Annotated in this window: 14 protein-coding genes; 4 read left to right on the forward strand and 10 right to left on the reverse strand. The window is 66.2% G+C overall.

Annotated features, from left to right (window positions below):
* The first annotated feature begins 260 nt into the window (after window positions 1-260).
* Window positions 261-1208, forward strand: a complete 948-nt coding sequence (locus H8B03_RS02915; RefSeq protein ID WP_193140150.1) for a helix-turn-helix domain-containing GNAT family N-acetyltransferase — start codon at window positions 261-263, stop codon at window positions 1206-1208.
* A gap of 169 nt (window positions 1209-1377) precedes the next feature.
* On the opposite strand, the gene trxA is transcribed toward H8B03_RS02915, so the two are convergent.
* The 9 genes from trxA to H8B03_RS02960 form a co-directional block, all read right to left on the reverse strand.
* On the reverse strand, window positions 1378-1698 hold the full coding sequence (gene trxA, locus H8B03_RS02920) for a thioredoxin (protein ID WP_193140152.1): 321 nt from the start codon (window positions 1696-1698) through the stop codon (window positions 1378-1380).
* A gap of 40 nt (window positions 1699-1738) precedes the next feature.
* Window positions 1739-5134, reverse strand: a complete 3396-nt coding sequence (gene addA / locus H8B03_RS02925) for a double-strand break repair helicase AddA (protein WP_193140154.1) — start codon at window positions 5132-5134, stop codon at window positions 1739-1741.
* On the reverse strand, window positions 5128-8085 hold the full coding sequence (gene addB, locus H8B03_RS02930) for a double-strand break repair protein AddB (RefSeq protein ID WP_193140155.1): 2958 nt from the start codon (window positions 8083-8085) through the stop codon (window positions 5128-5130). Before addB ends, addA begins: the two co-directional genes overlap by 7 nt.
* Window positions 8082-8783: a nucleotidyltransferase family protein gene (locus tag H8B03_RS02935; RefSeq protein WP_193140157.1), complete on the reverse strand. Its 702-nt coding sequence runs from the start codon at window positions 8781-8783 to the stop codon at window positions 8082-8084. The genes addB and H8B03_RS02935 overlap by 4 nt, the downstream gene beginning before the upstream one ends.
* On the reverse strand, window positions 8759-9769 hold the full coding sequence (locus tag H8B03_RS02940) for an aminoglycoside phosphotransferase family protein (RefSeq protein ID WP_193140159.1): 1011 nt from the start codon (window positions 9767-9769) through the stop codon (window positions 8759-8761). The genes H8B03_RS02935 and H8B03_RS02940 overlap by 25 nt, the downstream gene beginning before the upstream one ends.
* Window positions 9762-10265, reverse strand: a complete 504-nt coding sequence (gene tsaE, locus H8B03_RS02945; RefSeq protein ID WP_193140161.1) for a tRNA (adenosine(37)-N6)-threonylcarbamoyltransferase complex ATPase subunit type 1 TsaE — start codon at window positions 10263-10265, stop codon at window positions 9762-9764. The genes H8B03_RS02940 and tsaE overlap by 8 nt, the downstream gene beginning before the upstream one ends.
* A 263-nt stretch (window positions 10266-10528) precedes the next feature.
* On the reverse strand, window positions 10529-11866 hold the full coding sequence (locus H8B03_RS02950) for a S41 family peptidase (RefSeq protein WP_193140163.1): 1338 nt from the start codon (window positions 11864-11866) through the stop codon (window positions 10529-10531).
* Window positions 11867-11988: 122 nt separating this feature from the next.
* Window positions 11989-13512, reverse strand: coding sequence for a 2,3-bisphosphoglycerate-independent phosphoglycerate mutase (gene gpmI / locus H8B03_RS02955; protein ID WP_193140165.1), 1524 nt, complete (start codon window positions 13510-13512; stop codon window positions 11989-11991).
* 338 nt (window positions 13513-13850) lie between these two features.
* The gene (locus H8B03_RS02960; RefSeq protein ID WP_193140167.1) at window positions 13851-14768 is read right to left on the reverse strand and encodes a rhodanese-related sulfurtransferase; all 918 of its coding nucleotides are present in this window, start codon (window positions 14766-14768) and stop codon (window positions 13851-13853) included.
* A gap of 38 nt (window positions 14769-14806) precedes the next feature.
* Here H8B03_RS02960 and H8B03_RS02965 point away from each other — a divergent pair, with 38 nt between their 5' ends.
* From H8B03_RS02965 to pncB, 3 genes are all read left to right on the forward strand, one after another.
* On the forward strand, window positions 14807-15142 hold the full coding sequence (locus H8B03_RS02965; RefSeq protein ID WP_193140168.1) for a hypothetical protein: 336 nt from the start codon (window positions 14807-14809) through the stop codon (window positions 15140-15142).
* Between the two features lie 54 nt (window positions 15143-15196).
* Window positions 15197-15802 carry a bifunctional nicotinamidase/pyrazinamidase gene (pncA, locus tag H8B03_RS02970; protein ID WP_193140170.1) on the forward strand — a complete coding sequence of 202 codons (606 nt, stop codon included), beginning with the start codon at window positions 15197-15199 and terminating at the stop codon, window positions 15800-15802.
* Window positions 15803-15873: 71 nt separating this feature from the next.
* Window positions 15874-17166, forward strand: coding sequence for a nicotinate phosphoribosyltransferase (pncB, locus tag H8B03_RS02975; RefSeq protein WP_193140172.1), 1293 nt, complete (start codon window positions 15874-15876; stop codon window positions 17164-17166).
* A gap of 6 nt (window positions 17167-17172) precedes the next feature.
* Here the strand turns inward: pncB and H8B03_RS02980 are convergent, their stop codons facing one another.
* On the reverse strand, window positions 17173-17487 hold the full coding sequence (locus H8B03_RS02980) for an H-NS family nucleoid-associated regulatory protein (RefSeq protein WP_193140174.1): 315 nt from the start codon (window positions 17485-17487) through the stop codon (window positions 17173-17175).
* Between the last annotated feature and the right edge of the window lie 108 nt (window positions 17488-17595).

Raw genomic sequence — 17595 nt, forward strand, 5'->3', positions numbered from 1 at the left:
TCCGAGCCGCCCTGCCGTTCCTGGCCGTGCTCTTCGTCTTCCTCATCATGGTCACCTACATCCCGGCCCTCTCGACCTTCCTCCCAACAGCGCTCATGGGACCGGAAATCATCACGAATTAGGCCGCAGAAGCCTGATGTGGACGATGTTTCGAAAGCCCCGCCAATGGCGGGGCTTTCTACATGGGCGCAGCACTGTTGATTTTCAGGGTTCCAGTGATATAGTTGTATGATACAACTATATATGTCGGGGGGAACACCATGGATCAGGATGCACTTGTCACCGGCATTCGTGCCGCCTCGCGCGATCTGGTGCGGCACTGGGGATTTCTGGGACGCTCGGTCGCCGGGTCCGATCTGTCGGGATCGGCGGCCCATGCGCTGATCGAGATCGGGCGCACCGATGGGTTGTCGGCGCGCGATCTCTCGGCACGCCTGCAACTGGAGAAATCCACCGTCAGCCGGTTGGTAAAATCGCTGATGCAACGTGGCGAAGTCACGGAAACCGCCTCGCGCCACGATGCGCGCTCCAAACACCTCCATCTGACCGAAAAGGGCCGGCAGACGCTGGCCGGCATCGACCGCGTGGCCAAAGCCCAGGTGGCCGGCGCCTTGTCCCGCCTGCCGTCAGATCGCCAGATCCAGGTTCTGGAGGGCCTGTCGACCTACGCGGGTGCCTTGGGGCAGGCGGCGCCATTGCCTGCCCCGCCGAGGCCCGAGATTGAAATCCATGAAGGATATGTCGACGGGTTGCTGGGACGCGTGGCGCAAATCTGCGCGCAGCGCATCCAGAAGGACTATCCCTTCGGCCGCGCCTTCGAATGCCGGATCGCGCGGGACATGTCGGACTTCCTGCCGCGCGCCGACCGGCCCGAAAACGGCATCTGGTATGGCCGGGCCGCAGATCAGATCGTCGGCAGCATAAGCATTGACGGAGAAAGCCTGGGCGAAGGTCGCGCGCATCTGCGCTGGTTCGCGGTGACCGAGGCGGCCAGCGGTGCCGGCCTTGGGCGGCGTCTGCTCGACAGGGCTTTGGCGCATTGCGATGCCCAGGGCTTCCCGGAAACCCACCTGTGGACCCTGAAGGGGCTGGATGCGGCGCGCCGCCTCTACGAACACCGTGGCTTTACCCTGGCCGAAGAGTTCCCGGGCGACCAATGGGGCGCCACGGTGACCGAACAGAAATTCATCCGCCCCCGTCCGGTCTGATCCGCCAACACGCAGCGTCTGCCCAATCTTCTTGGCAAAAATACTCCGGGGAGAACGAGGGGCTGGCCCCTCGCTCCGACATCGCACCCACCGCGCAACACCCGCACTCCAGACCAACGAAAAACGCCCCGCAACAGGGGCGGGGCGTTCACATCCAGAAAGCAGCCGCTTAAAGGCTGTCTTCGATCCAGCTTTTCAGGGCCGCCTTGGGGGCCGCGCCGGTCTTGTTGGAAACCACTTCGCCATTCTTGTAGAGGAACAGCGCCGGGATCCCGCGGATGTGCAGCGCTTGTGCGGTCTGCATGTTCTCGTCGACGTTGACCTTGACGATCTTCACCTTGCCATCCAGCTCGACCGACAGCTCTTCCAGCGCCGGGCCGATCTGCTTGCAGGGGCCGCACCATTCGGCCCAGAAGTCGACGACGACGGGCAGGTCGGCCTGTTTGACCTCGGTGTCAAAGGTGGCGTCGGTTACTGCTTGTGTTGCCATGGGGTCCTCCTTGGCGCACTGAAACTCCTGAAGGCGGAACCTAGGTATCCGGCCCGCCAGCGTCAAGCCGTGGTGGCGCCGCAAGCCCCTGCCGCAAGGCGTCCCGAACCAGCGTATCCGGCAAGGGCATCAGGCGGGCGCCACGGGTCCACAGGATCGCGGTACGGATCTCGCGTCCGGGGTAAATCTGTTGCAAAGCATGGGCATAGGCGCCCATCTGCCGCAACAGCCCTTCGGGAACCGCCTGCGGCGTGTCGGGTACCTGCGGGTTGGATTTGAAATCAATCGCCAGAACGTGATCTTCGGCCACAATCAACCGATCCACCAGCCCATACAGCGGTGGACCGCCGGGCAGGGCGGCGGTCAGCGGCACCTCGGCCAGATGATGGAGCGCGAACAGTTCTGCCAGGGCCGGGGCGGTCAGCACATCTGTGGCTTCGGCCAGCAATGCGGCCCGGTCTTCACCCGCGATCTCGCCCAGCAGGTGATCGGCCATGGCGGGCCAGGACGCGGGCGCATGGCCGGGCAGATGTTCCAGCAGCTTGTGCAGGGCGTTTCCGCGTGCCTTTGCGGCTTCCTCATCCAGGTTCTGGTCGCCGGGCAGCGCCTTGGTGCCGCCCAGATCCGACGGGCTGCGGGTCTTTACGCGATCTTCCACCGGGATCACGGGCAGGGTGGCCCAGCCGGGAAGCCCCATACGCGCCTCGGGGATTGTAACGGGGGTGATCAGCGGTCCCTCGGTCCAGGTGCCCTGTTCCAGCCGCAGACCGGGGCCGGTGGGAAACGCGCACGACTGCGCCCCCAGCTCAGTTAGACCGTCCTGCACCTGTTCGTGCCAGGTCAGGGCGTTCGAATTGGTGCCATTCTCGGCGGCACAAACCCAAAGCCAGGTTTCGGCGCGGGTCATGGCGACATACAGAAGGCGCTGCCGCTCGGCCTCCAGCCGGGCGCGCCAGGCATCGCGGGCCTGTGCCAGCGCTTCGGGCATGTCGCCCGAGGCCGGCAGCCACGCCGGCCAGCCGTCCGCATGGGGCAGCACCTCGCCGGGCGTCGGCGCCTTGCGCTTGCCACAATCTGGAAGGATGACCAGCGGTGCCTCAAGCCCCTTGGCGCCATGCACGGTCATCACCCGCAGCCGCCCGCCCGCGCTTTCGGCCTGCCGCTTGATTTCCACGTCGTCGGCGCGCATCCATTCCAGAAATCCGGTCAGGCTAGGCACATCAGCCTGTTCATAGGCCAGTGCCTCGGCCAGCAGGGCATCGATCGACTCCTCGCAATCCGGGCCCAGTCGCGCCACCAGACGCTCGCGGCCGCCGTGGCGCGTCAGGATGCGTTCCAGCAGGTCATAGGGGCGCAGGAAATCAGCCTGTTTGCGCAGGTCGCGCAGCATTTCATGGGTCGGGCTGCCGGTACGCTCGGTGCGCAAGGCGGCCCAAAGCGTGCCGCGCCGCGGTTGTGCAAGCCGATAAAGATCGTCTTCGGACCAGCGCAGCAGCGGCGAACGCAGCGCGCAGGCCAGCGCCAGATCATCCTCGGGCAGGGCGAGGAAGGCCAGCAGCGCCAGCAGGTCGCGCACCGGCAGTTCGCGGGTGATGGTCAGCCGATCGGCCCCGGCAATTTCAAGCCCCTTGTCCTTGCAGGCGCGCAGGATCTCGCGAAACAGGGCGTTGCGCCGCTGCACCAGGATCATCACGTCGCCCTCGGTCAGCGGGCGGCGCTGACCGTTGGTCAGGGGGATGGTCTCGCCCGCGTCGATCAGGCGGCGCAATTCGGTGGCGATCTTGTCAGCCAGCCGCGCGTCCTGATGGGTTTCGGACCGCTTGTCCACCGGATCGTACCACTCGGCATCGTCCTGAGCTTCCGGCGCGGGTTCCAGTGGCCAGACATCGACCCGGCCGGGCAGGGCGTCGAAAAATGCCGCATGGCTGGGCGGGCCGCCGACGCCGTCGCCCCGTTCGCCCGCGAACCCGGCATCCACCGCCGACAGGATTGCGCCCGCCGAGCGGAACGAATGCTGCAACTGTTGGTCGCGCAGACCGTCACCCTGACCAGTCAGGGCAGCAGCGAACTTGTCGCGCATCCGGTCGAATTCCGCCGGATCGGCGCCCTGAAACGAATAGATCGACTGTTTCTTGTCGCCGACCACAAAGATCGTCCGGGTCACGTCATCGCGCGCCCCGGCGCCTGCGGTCAGCTCGCGCGCCAGCAGTTCGATCACCTCCCATTGCACCGGGTTGGTGTCCTGCGCCTCGTCCACAAGGATATGGTCGATGCCGCCATCCAGCTTGTAAAGCACCCAGTCCGCCACCGCCGGATCGCGCAGCAGATCGCGGGCGTGCAATAGCAGGTCATCGAAATCCAGCCAGCCACGGGCCGATTTGCGGGCCTCCATCGCCGGCAGGAAGACCCCGGCAAAACCATGTAGCGCGGCGGACTTGCGGGCAGCGGCCAGGGCAAGGCGGCGGGGGCGGGCCTCGGCAACGCGCGCCATCAGGTCGTTGAGCGCCTCCATCACCCCGTCACCCAGAACTTTTTGCGAGGGTTTGGTGGGGAAAGACCCGATCTTGGGGCCAAAGGGCACCTTGGCCCCCGCTTTGGTCAGCAGGACATCCTCCAGCGCCGACAGCCCGGCCAGCGTGTCGGGCGCGGTCGTGAACGGGCGCAGCTTGTCGGCGGCCTTGCCATCGTTGCCGCCCTTGGCCTCCAGCACCCGAACCAGCGTGGCCAGCAGGTCGGCCTCGGCACCGTCGAACACCTCGGCCAGCAGCGCGTCCTCGCTGAAATCCGGGGGCAGATCCAGCGCGGTCAGGCAGGCGGACAGATCCATCGGCGCGGCGAAACCCTCGCGGTGCGACAGCACCTGCCGGGCGAGACCGGGCAGATCGTCGTCGGTCAGATAGGCGGCCACGGCGTCAATGGCCCTGGCACCGGGGCCCTCGGCCAGCCCGTCCAGAACATCCGTAAACAGCGCCTCGGCCGAGCGGTCGTCAAGTTCGACAAACCCCGGCGGCACCCCGGCTTCCAGCGGGAACTGCCGCAGCAGGGCCGCGCAAAAGGCGTGGATTGTCTGGATCTTCAGCCCGCCGGGGGTTTCGATGGCCCGCGCGAACAGCCGCCGGGCGGCGTCCAGCCGTTCAATGTCCAGCGCGCCGGTGACGCCCTTGCGGGTCAGTTCGGCGCGCAGGGTGGCGTCGTCCAGCATCGCCCAATCCCCCAACTGGCCGAACAGGCGGTTCTGCATCTCGCTCGCGGCGGCCTTGGTATAGGTCAGGCACAGGATGTTCTGCGGCGGCACCTGGTCCAGCAACAGCCGCGCCACCCGGTCGGTCAGCACCCGCGTCTTGCCCGACCCGGCATTGGCCCCCAGCCAGGTCGAGGCCATGGGATCGGCGGCCGCGATCTGGCGGCGGGTGGCGTCGTCCAGCGGGGCTACCATCCCACGTCCTCCGGTTCGGGCATGTCCGAGAATTCCCATTCGCCCCGGCGCGACAGATGCGCGTAGTCGCTTTCATAGGTGATGGTCTTGGGCGCGGGCTGGGCGGTGTATCCCTGTGTGGGATCGTCATAGGCCGCGATCAGTTGCGCCAGTTCCGTCAGAACCTGCGCGGTGGGCAGATCGTCCAGCGGGGCAGGCGATTCATCCAGCTTGGCATTGAGACCAAGGTAGACGGCCCGTGACACCGGGGTCGGCGGCAGATCCTCGAACCCCGCGGTTTCGGCAATCGCCACTTCCAGCAGCAACTGTTTGGCAAAGGCTTTCTGCACCTTGTCGGTGGGCGGCGCGCCGGTCTTGTAGTCATAGATCCGCAGCGTGCCATCCGCGACGCGGTCGATGCGGTCGGCCTGCGCGGTCAGGGTGAAGCGCGCCTCGGGCAGCTCCAGCCGCCCCTTGCATTCGCCGGGGATCGGGTCGGCGTCGGCTTGCCGTGCGGCCTCGGCGGTAAGGAAGCGGTCGGCGATGCGGGCCAGCCGCCCGCGCCACAGCCGCCGCGCCGTAGGCCAGGGAAGCTCGGCCAGCGCGCGGTCGGCGGCGGTCATCATCGCATCGCGCCGGGTTGCCGGGGGCAGGGACTTCAGGTGCGGCACCACCTCCTCCATCACCTTGTGCAAGACGATGCCGCGATCGCGCATGTCGGCGGTGGCGCGCAGCGGGTCCAGTCGCCGCAGGCCCAGAATTCGGCGGGCATAGACCGCGTAAGGATCACGGATCAGGGTTTCGACCATGGTCACCGGCAGTTCGCGCGGGCGGTGATCCAGCGGCGGGCGCGGCGCCGGGCGTGGGGCGGCAGGCACCGGGGCGGCGGGCCGGTCCAATGCGGCGGCCATGGCCACCCAGACCGCACCCCGGGCGCGCATCGCGGACAGGGCCTCGGCCCCGTTTTGATCGGGTAGACCCGCCATCAGATTGGTCAGCCGGTTCAGCCAGCGCGAGGGTACGGTTTCGGCCTCGCCATCGCGGCGGGCGCGGCTGAGGATCGCCTCGGGCGCGGCGATAGCTTGCTGGAAATCATGTGCCGACAGGCCGATGCGGCGTTCGGGCAGCAGCAGTCCCGCCTGCGCCCGCATCCGGCGGTTCAGCCATGGATCGGGGTCGGGAAGCTCGGGCCAACTGCCATCGTTCAACCCGGCCAGCACCACAAGGTCAGCGCCCTGCACGCGGGCCTCCAGCGTACCCCAGATCATCACGCGCGGATCGGGCCGGGTGGCGCTGCGCACCTCGCCGCCCAGCAAGGCATTGACCAGAATGTGAAACTCGCCGGCATCCATCGTGCCCCCGGCTTCGGCTTCCTGCGCCAGTTCGGTCAGCACCCGGCGGGCTTCCTCGCCCGCGTTCTCGTCCCAGACCGGGGCCGGGACATCATCAGGCGCGCCGGGACCAAGGCTGAGGCGGGTCACGAGGGTTTCAAGCCAAACGGTGTGATCGGCCAGCGGCATGGTCCCGCGGCTGTCATGGCCAAGGCAGGTGTCACAGATCCAGCCGACCCACAGCGCCACGTCCTCGGCCTCCCGCACGCGTCGCGCGCCATAGGTTTCGGCCCAGGCGGTCAGGGTTTCGGCGTCGGGAAAGGCATGCCCCTTGCGGCGCAAGTGCAGTTCCAGCTCCCGCGTCCACAGCAGGTGCTGGCCCCGGTCGGCGGCGTCATGCACCAACGGGTGTTTCAGCAGCACCAGCAGGGCCTCGGCGGTCAGCTTCTGTCCGGCCAGCCCGGTGACATGACGGATCAACCGGCCGGGTGCTGTTTGCCGCAGCGGCGCACCGGCGCTGTCGTCTGGCTCGATCCCCCAGCGGGCCAATGCCGCCGTCACCCGCCGCGTCAGCATCCGGTCGGGCGTGATCAGCGCCGCGATGCGCCCGTCCTCGACCGCCTTGCGCAGGCACAGGGCCAGCGCATTGGCTTCGCCGCGCGGATCGGGGGCCTCGATCAGCGTCAGCCCCTCGGTCGCACCCCGCAGATCCCCCAGATCGGGCCCGTCGCGACGCCAGCCATCGGTGACCGGAGCCGGACGCAGCGCCAGCGACACCAGCCGGTTGCGCGATTCCGAAGGCGCGGGACAGTCGGCCCAGTCGGGGATCGTGGCCGGGTCATGACCGAAGGCCTCGGCCAGCGCGGCAAAGCGGTATTGCGGGTGGTCCTGCTGCGCCACCGGGTCGGTCAGGCTGCGCCACAGGTCGGGCGGCATATGTGGATCGACCCCCGGCAGCACCACCGCGCCTTGGGGCAGATCGACCACCGCCTGCATCAGCCGCGCCGTGGTGCCGCGCGATCCGGTCGAGCCTGCGATGAGGACCGGCTCCAAGGGCGGGGTGCGCTGCCAGTCCCGGATCAACCCATCAACGATCAGCCGCTGCCGGGCCTCCTTGTCAATCCCGCCCGCGGCATCGGGCGTCAGGAACTGCCCGGCCAGTGCGATGAACTTCTGGCTGCGCGCCCAATGGCCGGACTGGTCGGTGACATCCAGCGATTCGATGGCGGACAGGGGCACGCCTTCGCTTTGCATCTCGTCCAGCAGCGCGGTCAGGCTGGTGGCCAGATCGAAGGCCGCACTGTCCGGGGCAAGGTCAGGTTCGATCTCCAGCAGGCGGGCGACCAGCTGGCGCAACTCCAGCCGTCGCCGCAGGGGCGGGATCGCGGGCGGCAAATCAGTGCTGGCCGTCTGCCCAAGCTCGGCAACCAACCTGATGCGGGGCAACAGACAGGGCGGGCCTTCGGTAAACAGGGCGGTGATCCGCCGCTCCATCCGCCGGGTGTTCACATACAGCGTCACACGGGCCAGCGCCTCGGGCGGTGCCCCGGCATAGCGGGCGCGCAGACCAGCGACCAGTGCGGCCGGAAAATCCACGCCCGGCGGCACGCGATACAGACCGGGGGCAACGCGACGGGTCATGGCAAAACCTGCGGTGGCGCGGCCAGCATTGCCTCGGCCAGCGGAATGGCCTGGGGATAACCCACGTCGCACCAGCCGCCGCGATGCACCACGCCGAACAGGCGGCCCTCGGCGCCATAGCGGTTCCACAGCAGGTTCAGCGAAAACACCCGGTCGGGAATGTCGGACAGGCCTGCGGGGTCGAGGATCTGCACCCCGGAATAGACGTACTCGGCGCCACGCGTCAGTTGGCCATCGGGCGCGCGGCTGAAATCCCCCACGCCCTTGTGGCCGGTTGCGCGCGCCGCCGGAACAAGGCACAGCAGCGCCGACATGCGGCTCGGCTCCCAGGCCGCGCGCAGGGTCTCCAGCGGGTTCGGCCCGGTCCAGACCGCATCGGTGTTCATCGTGAACACCGGCCCCAAACCCAGATGCGGCAGCGCGTTGCGCAGCCCGCCGCCGGTGTCCAGGATCTCCGGCATTTCCGGCAGAACGGTTACGCCGCGCCCGTCCAGATGCGCCGCGATCATCTCGGTCTTGTAGTGAGCGTTCACCACGGTGCGCGCCACGCCTGCCACTTCGGTCAGCGCCAGCGCATGATCCAGCAAGGACCGGCCCGCGACCTCGATCAGCGGTTTGGGACGGGTGTCGGTCAGGGGCGCCATGCGGGTGCCGAACCCCGCGGCAAACAGCATCACGGCGTCGGGACGGTTCCGCATCGGGCTCTCAACTGGGTCAGGAATTCAGGGGTCGGGGCGGGCAGGGCCGCCGTGGCCGCGCGCAGATCCTGCAGGGCGGGGTGGGCCAAATCGCCTTGCAGATGGTCCCAGACGCGCGGGATCAGGTCGACATAGCGCGCCTTGCCCACATGCAGGCACAGGCGGGCAAAAATGCCAAGGATGCGCAGGTTGCGCTGTGCCCCCAGCACCGCCAGCGCGGTGGCCAGCGCATCAGGCGGCGTGCCTGTGGCGGCAGCAAACCGCGCCTCCAGCCGGGCGCGAAGCGCTGGGGCCAGATCGCGGCGGGCGTCTTCCAGCAGCGACACCAGATCATAGGCGGGCAGACCGGCAAAGGCGTCCTGAAAGTCCAGCAGCCCGACCCGTGCGGGGCCTGTACGGTCCGGCAGCCAGACCAGGTTCTCGGCATGGAAATCGCGATGCACCAGCACTGGGGTGTCCCAGCCCTCAAGCGCGGCCAGAACCGGGTCCAGCGCCGCGGCAAACCCGGCGGCCAGTTCGGGTTGCGGGGTGCCAAGACCGACGTACCAATCTGCGGCAGGCGCGGTCATCTCCGCCAGTGTCGACGGGCCATAGCGCGGCACATCATCCGGCACCGGGCAGGTCTGAAGGGCCACCAGAAGATCGACGGCGGCCTCGTACAAGGAGGTCTCACGCGCAGGATCGGCAAGGATATCCTGCGCGAACATGGTCGCGCCCAAGTCTTCCAGTAAAAGCAAACCGTCCTGTGGCTGACCGGCCAGAATCCGCGGGGCGCTCAACCCGTGGCGCACCAGATGTCCCGCAAGGGCGGCGAAACGAACCGTGCTGTCGTCCGGCTGCGGCGGTGCAATCATCAGCACGGCAGACTGGCCGTCGGGCTTGCACAACCGTTCATAGCGGCGGCTGGAGGCGTCCCCGGCCAGCGCCTGCCGCGCGGCCAGGTGCCACTCGGCCGCCCGCAGAAAGTCCGTCACACGGTCAGTCATCTGCAAACCCGCCTGTTTTCAGTATCTGCGCCAGCCGCGCAGGCCAGGCCGGGCCCCCCGATGACAGGGTCACCACCCGCCGATCACCCTCTTGCGGCGCGAAGGTCAGCAACAAGGCACTGGACGGCAGGTCTTCTCCCATCCGGTCGGGCCATTCGATCAGGCACAGCGCGGTCTCGAAAGCCTCTTCAAGCCCCAGTTCGAACAATTCGTCCGGGGTCGAAAGGCGGTAGAGATCGCTGTGCCAGATCTCCAGATCTCCGGCCTGATAGGTCTGGACAAGCGTGAAGGTCGGCGAGGGAATATCCTCGTCCTTGCCGACGGCATTCAACCGGTGCCGGATCAGGGTGCGGGCGAAAAAGCTCTTCCCGGCGCCGATGGGACCGGCCAATGCCAGCGTGTCCCCGGCGCCCAGCTCGGGCGCCAGCGCGCGGGCCAGGCGGGCGGTAGCCTCCTCGTCGGGCAGGGACAGCGTCAAGGGCAGGGGTGCGATCATGGCCGGACTATGCTGCGCCGCGCATGGGGCGGCAAGTCGGTTGAAACCAGTATCGGGCCGCAAGAGCGATCTTTGGCAAACGAGCGACCCCCACAGACCACGGGCAAGGGCGCGGCATGGCAATTTCTTCTTGGAAAAAATACTCAAATGGGCGCAACCGCATCCACCGGGATCCCGCGTGCCAATTGTCACGATGCGAAAGCCAAGGGCGGTTTTTCAACCGGACACCCGCAGCGCGACACGCGCGGGTGTCCGGCCCCGGATCAATCCGCGCGGGTGCTCAGCGCGGCCAGTCCATTCAGAACGTCGATGGCATAGGCCAGCTGATAGTCCTGCTTGCGCAGGTCGGCTGCGGCCTTGGCGCGGGCCTCGTCCTCTTCCAACTGGCGCATCTCGTCATCGCTGATCGAGTCGTTGCCAAGCGAGCCGCGCAGGTCGGCTTCGCTGCGGGTGTGCGCATCGTCCTCGGTCTGGTCGTCCAATTCATCCGTGCGCGGCGGCTGTTCCACGATGATGTCGGGCGACACGCCAAGCGCCTGGATCGACCGGCCCGACGGGGTGTAGTAGCGCGCGGTGGTCAGGCGCATGGCACCGTCGCCGCGCAGCGGCATGACCGTCTGGACCGATCCCTTGCCGAAGCTCTTGGTGCCGACGACGATGGCGCGGCGATGATCCTGCAACGCACCGGCGACGATCTCGGACGCCGAGGCCGAACCGCCGTTGATCAGCACCACAAGGGGCTTGCCTTCGGCCAGATCGCCTTCGGTGGCGTTGTAGCGTTCGCTGTCCTGGATGTCGCGGCCGCGGGTCGAGACGATCTCGCCCGCATCGAGGAAGGCGTCGGACACGCGGATCGCCTGGGTCAGCAGGCCGCCGGGATTGTTGCGCAGGTCCAGCACGATGCCCGAGACATTGTCGATCCCGCCCAGTTCCGCGACCGAGTTCTGCAGGCCTTCCTGCAGGTTCGGGAAGGTCTGGTCGTTGAAGGTGGTGATCCGCAGCACCACCGTGTCGCCCTCGGTGCGGGCGCGGACGGCGGTCAGTTTGATGGTGTCGCGGGTGATCGACACGTCAAAGGCCTCGTCCAGCCCTTCGCGCACCACGGTGATGATGATCTCGGAGCCGACCGGCCCGCGCATCAGTTCCACCGCCTCGTCAAGGTTCAGCCCCAGCACGCTTTCGCCATCCACATGGGTGATGAAATCGCCGGCTTCGATGCCCGCCTCGTCGGCGGGGGTGTCGTCGATGGGCGAGACCACCTTGACAAAGCCGTTTTCCTGCGTGACCTCGATGCCCAGCCCGCCAAACTGGCCGCGGGTCTGCACGCGCATGTCATCGGCATCCTCGGGCGACAGATAGGAGGAATGGGGATCGAGCGAGGTGAGCATGCCGTTGATCGCCGCTTCGATCAGATCGGTTTCATCCACTTCTTCCACATATTGCGCGCGGATCCGTTCAAAGATGTCGCCGAACAGGTCGAGTTGTTCATAGACCGTGCGCGCTTCACTTTGTTCCTGTGCCAGAAGCGGGCCGGCCACCTGCGTGGTCAGAACGGCCCCGGCCAGGGTGCCTCCGATCGCGGCCATCACGAAAGATCTCATCTGTGGGCGGTCCTTTCCTGTCCGGCTCCCTGCGGGAACCCTTTCGGATCATATAATGCCTATTCCAAAAGGGGGCGCCAGTTCCAACCGCGCCCCGGGTCACAATTCCGTGGATTTCCGCCTCACGCGCGGCGGATCAGGCTGCGGCCGGTCATTTCCTCGGGCTGCGGCAGGCCCATCAGCTCCAGCAGGGTGGGGGCCAGATCGGCCAGGCGGCCGTTTTCCAGCCGCGCGCCGACCGGGCCGCCGACCAGGGCCACCGGCACCGGGTTGATGGTATGGGCGGTGTGCGGGCCGCCGGTTTCGGGATCCACCATGGTTTCGCAGTTGCCGTGATCGGCGGTCACGATCATCGCGCCACCGGCCTTGTCCAGCGCCGCGGTGACGGCGGCCAGGCCCCGGTCCACGGCCTCGCAAGCCTTTTTGGCGGCATCCAGATCGCCGGTGTGGCCGACCATGTCGGGATTGGCGTAATTGGTGACGATCAGATCATAGCCCGCTTCGATCGCCTCGACGAATTTCGCGGTGACTTCGGCGGCCGACATTTCCGGGGCAAGATCATAGGTGGCGACCTTGGGCGAGGGCGGCATGGCGCGCTCTTCGCCCACTTCCGGGCTTTCCTTGCCGCCGTTGAGGAAGAAGGTCACATGGGGATACTTCTCGGTCTCGGCCAGGCGGAACTGGGTGCGGCCATGCTTTGCGACCCAGGCGCCCAGCGTGTTGATGATCGAGCGTTTGGGAAACACCGTGGTGAACCACGCGTTGTGATCGTCGGAATATTCCACCATGCCCAGCAACGCGGCCCAGTCGGGGCGGGTGCCGATATCGAAGTCGGTGAAATCGGGTTGGGCGATGGCGCGCAGGATTTCGCGCGCACGGTCGGCGCGGAAGTTCAGGCAAAAGAAGCCGTCACCGTCGCGGGCACCGGCGAAATCGCCGATCACCGTGGCCGGGATGAACTCGTCATTGGCGCCCGCGTCATAGGACTGGGTGACGGCGGTGACCGCATCCGGGGCGGCCTTGCCCCTGGCGTGCACCATGGCGTCATAAGCAGTGGCGATACGTTCCCACCGGTTGTCGCGATCCATGGCGTAGTAGCGGCCGATGACCGTGGCGATGGTGGCCCCGTCGGGCAGCGCGTCAGAAAGCTGTGCCATGTACCCGGCGGCGGATTTCGGCGGTACGTCGCGGCCATCGGTGATGGCATGCAGCGCCACTGGCACCCCCAGATCGGTGAGGGCTCGGCAGGCCGCGACCACATGATCGATGTGGCCATGCACGCCACCGTCCGAGATCACGCCCATCAGATGCGCGGTGCCGCCGCTGGCCTTCAGGGTTTCGGCAAAGGTGACCAGGGAGGGGGTCCTGGCGAAAGAGCCATCCTCGACCGCGAGATCGATCTGGCCCAGGTCCATGGCGACAACCCGGCCCGCGCCGATGTTGGTGTGGCCGACCTCGGAATTGCCCATCTGGCCGCTGGGCAGGCCGACATCGGGGCCGTGGGTAATGAGCTGTGCGGTGGGACAACTGGCCATGATCCGGTCGAAGGTGGGCGTATCGGCGAGGGCTGGGGCGTTGGCGGTGCGGTCAGGATTTGCGCCCCAACCATCGAGAATGCACAGGACAACGGGTTTCGGGGTGGGCATGGGGGCACTCCTTCGATCGGCACGCGTTGGCGTTCATATAGCGGTCAGGCGCGCATAGTGCGAGGGGCAAGGGGAGGCTCCCGCCGCCTGGACGACCTGACGATCGCAAGGCGTTGGGCCGGCCTGGCGCGGGCTTTGCCCCCGCCTGCGGGCGCGCGGAACGGGTGAACAGGGTTTTGGTTGGCGGCTGTGCGGTTCGTGCTGGGAGGCCGTTTGCGGGCAGGTCTGCCGCAAACAGGCCATCGCAAGGGTGGGGGCGAGTCGCGCCCGCCTCAAGGCCGCTCGTGCCTCGGGCCTTGACCCGGCCCCGACTCACTGGCCCCGACCCACTGGCCCGGTCAATCGGCGGTATCGGCGCGGCCCAGGTGTTTTTCGCCGCGCGCCTTGGCGAGCGCGATCTGCTTCTGGCGTTCGCGGAAGCGGGCCTTGTCAGAGTCGGACGTTTCCGAAAGGCACTGGTGGCAGGAGACGCCCTCTTCGAACTCGGGGCGGTCGCGATCTTCGGGCAGGATCGGGCGGCGACAGGCATGGCACAACTGGTGTGGGCCTTCTTTCAGGCCGTGGCCGACACTGACCCGCCCGTCAAAGACAAAGCAGTCACCGTGCCAGAGGCTGTCTTCGGCGGGCACCTCTTCAAGGTATTTCAGGATGCCGCCCTTGAGGTGATAGACGTCGTCCACCCCTTCCCCCAGCAGGTAATTGGTGGATTTCTCGCAGCGGATGCCGCCGGTGCAGAACATGGCGATGCGTTTGTTGTGGAACCGATCCTTGTTGGCCTCCCACCAGGCTGGAAACTCGCGAAAGCTGGTGGTTTCGGGATCGACGGCGTTTTCGAAAGTGCCGATGGCGACTTCATAGTCGTTGCGGGTGTCGATGACCGCCACGTCCGGGGCCGAGATCAGCGCGTTCCAGTCCCGTGGGTCCACGTAGTGGCCGGTGCCGGCCAGTGGGTCGACCTGCGGCTGGCCCATGGTCACGATCTCGCGCTTCAGGCGCACCTTCATGCGGCCGAAGGGTTGGTCGCTGGCGGTGCTTTCCTTCCAGTCCAGGTCGGCGCAGCCGGGCAGGGCGCGGATATGGGCCAGCACGGCGTCGATTCCGGCGCGCGGCCCGGCAATGGTGCCATTGATCCCCTCGGGCGCGATGAGAAGGGAGCCGGTGACGGCCTTCTCGGTGCAGAGGGCCCGCAGTGGATCGCACAGCGCAGAGGCATCCTTGAAGGGGGTGAAGTGGTAAAGCGCGGCAATTGTGTACATCGGGGCGTTCCGGCATCGGGGTTTGCCCGGAAATAGCCTTGACCCCATCCGAAATGCAAATGATCCTTGGCGCGGCAAACAACAAGGAAGCCTTGATGCGACAACCCCTTCTTATTCTCCCGGTTCTTGGCGGTCTGGCCGCGCTGTCCGGGTGTAGTGCGACCGAAACCGCGGCTGTCATCGAAGACCCCGGTGCGTTCACCTGCCGCGAAACGGCCGCAGCGCGGAACAACGTCAGCTTCGATGAAACCAGCGCCGACCTGATCAACGTCGATATCTCAGAGCGAAAGCACTATGTCGTTTCAGTCAAGGGCAAGCAGATCAAGTGCTCGGTTGACGACGAAGGCTCGTTGTACGAGTTCACGACGATGTAAACCGCTGGCGGCGCCTTCGACGTCGCCAATCTTGCGAAGATGGAAACACCTGCCATGCGCCCCAGCACCGACGCCCTGATCGTGATCGACGTGCAAAATGATTTCTGCGAGGGCGGCGCACTTGCCGTGTCCGGCGGGTCAGAGGTCGTGGCGCCGATCAATGCGCTGATGGCCGAGTTTCCGGTGGTGGTGCTGTCGCAGGACTGGCACCCGGCGGATCATGCGTCTTTCGCCAGCCAGCACCCGGGCCGCGCGCCGTTCCAGATGATCGACATGCCCTATGGGCCGCAGGTGCTGTGGCCGGATCATTGCGTGCAGGGGCGCAGCGGCGCGGCGTTTCACCCGGATCTGGATGCCGACCGGGCGCAGATGATCGTGCGCAAAGGATTTCGACGCGGGATCGACAGCTATTCGGCATTTTTCGAGAATGATCACACCACGCCGACCGGGCTGGACGGGTATTTGCGGGCGCGCGGGGCGTCGCGGCTGACCTTCGTCGGGCTGGCGCTGGATTTCTGCGTGCAGTTTTCAGCGGTGGATGCGGCGAAAGCCGGGTTCAGGGCCGAAGTGCGGCAGGACCTGTGCCGGGCCATCGATCTGGACGGCTCGCTTGCCGGCGCCCGTGCTGCGATGGCTGCTGCCGGGGTCGCGCTGATCTGACGTCAAGGGACGCCCCTTGCGCTATCCCCTCAGGATTGCTCTAGTATTTCAAGAGACAGGAGGGTCGGTCCATGGTGGATATCGCCACGCGCGTCTACAATCACAAATGGAAGATCGACCCGATCATCCGTTCGTTGATCGACACCGATTTCTACAAGCTGCTGATGTGCCAGTCGGTATTTCGCAACAAGCCTGATACCCATGTGGAATTCAGCCTGATCAATCGCAGCCGGAATATCCGGCTGGCGGATGTGATCGACGAAGGCGAATTGCGCGAACAGCTGGATCACATCCGCAGCCTGTCGCTGAGCCGCGGCGAAAGCACCTGGCTGCGCGGCAACATGTTCTATGGCAAGCGCCAGATGTTCCGCCCCGATTTCATGGAGTGGTTCGAGAATTTCCGCCTGCCGCCCTATCACCTGGAAAAGCGCGACGGGCAGTACGAGCTGACCTTCGAAGGCCGTTGGCCCGAAGTCATGCTGTGGGAAATCCCGGCGCTTTCCGTGCTGATGGAATTGCGCGGACGGGCGGTTCTGAATGCCATGGATCGCTTCGAATTGCAGGTGCTCTATGCGCGGGCCATGACAAAGCTGTGGGAAAAGGTGGAACAGTTGCGGCCCGAGCCGGATCTGCGGATTGCCGATTTCGGGACCCGGCGCCGGCATTCCTTTCTTTGGCAGGATTGGTGCGTGCGGGCCATGCGGGAAGGGCTGGGAGACCGCTTTGTCGGCACTTCGAACTGCCTGATCGCCATGCGCCGCGAACTGGAGGCGATCGGCACGAATGCCCATGAACTGCCCATGGTTTACAGCGCCTTGGCCGATACGGACGAGGAATTGCGGCAAGCCCCCTATCGGGTTCTGGCGGATTGGCACGAAGAACACGAAGGCAATCTTCGGATCATCCTGCCAGATACCTATGGCACCGAGGGATTCCTGAAAGAGGCGCCCGACTGGCTGGCGGGCTGGACCGGGATCCGCATTGACAGCGGCGATCCGGCGGGCGGTGCGGAAACGGCCATCGACTGGTGGAAGGAACGCGGCGAGGATCCGCGACAGAAGCTGGTGATCTTCTCGGATGGTCTGGACGTGGACAAGATGCTGGAACTTCAGGCCCGGTTTCGCGGGCGGGTCCGGGTGTCCTTTGGCTGGGGCACCCTGCTGACCAACGACTTCCGCGGCCTGGTGGCCGACGACGCGCTGGCGCCGTTCTCGCTGGTGTGCAAGGCGGTCAGTGCGGATGGCCGCCCAACAGTGAAGTTGAGCGACAATCCCAACAAGGCAATGGGACCGGCGGAGGAGGTAGCGCGCTATAAACGCGTGTTCAACGTCGGTCTACAGAAGCCGCGCGCGGTCGTGGTCTGACCGCGATCAGGCGATCAGAAGATCATCAGCCGAAGCGCCGCCGTCGATGGCATCCTTGAACCACTGCGGCTGGCGGCCACGGCCACTCCACGTCAGGTCCGGGTTTTCCGGGTGACGGTATTTTGCCGGACGGCTGACGCCCGATTTCTTGGCGTGATCCACGACTTCGTTGAGGGAAAATCCGAATTCCCGCACCGTGGCTTCAGCCGCAGCGAATGCTTCCTTGCGGCGACGTTCTTCGAACGTCTCAATCGCCCGTCCCACCTTGGTGTGCAGCGATTTCAGTTCTGCCAGAGAAAGTTCGCTCAGATCGATATCCATGTGTCAGCCTTCTGTTTTCAGGATCACTTCAATTACAGGAGTGAATTGGAGTTTGGCAAGGTACTAGTTAGATACATTGGTGTTGTTTTCCACAATACAATGAATCCC

The organism is Meridianimarinicoccus sp. MJW13, from assembly GCF_014901205.1.
Classification (GTDB): domain Bacteria; phylum Pseudomonadota; class Alphaproteobacteria; order Rhodobacterales; family Rhodobacteraceae; genus Meridianimarinicoccus.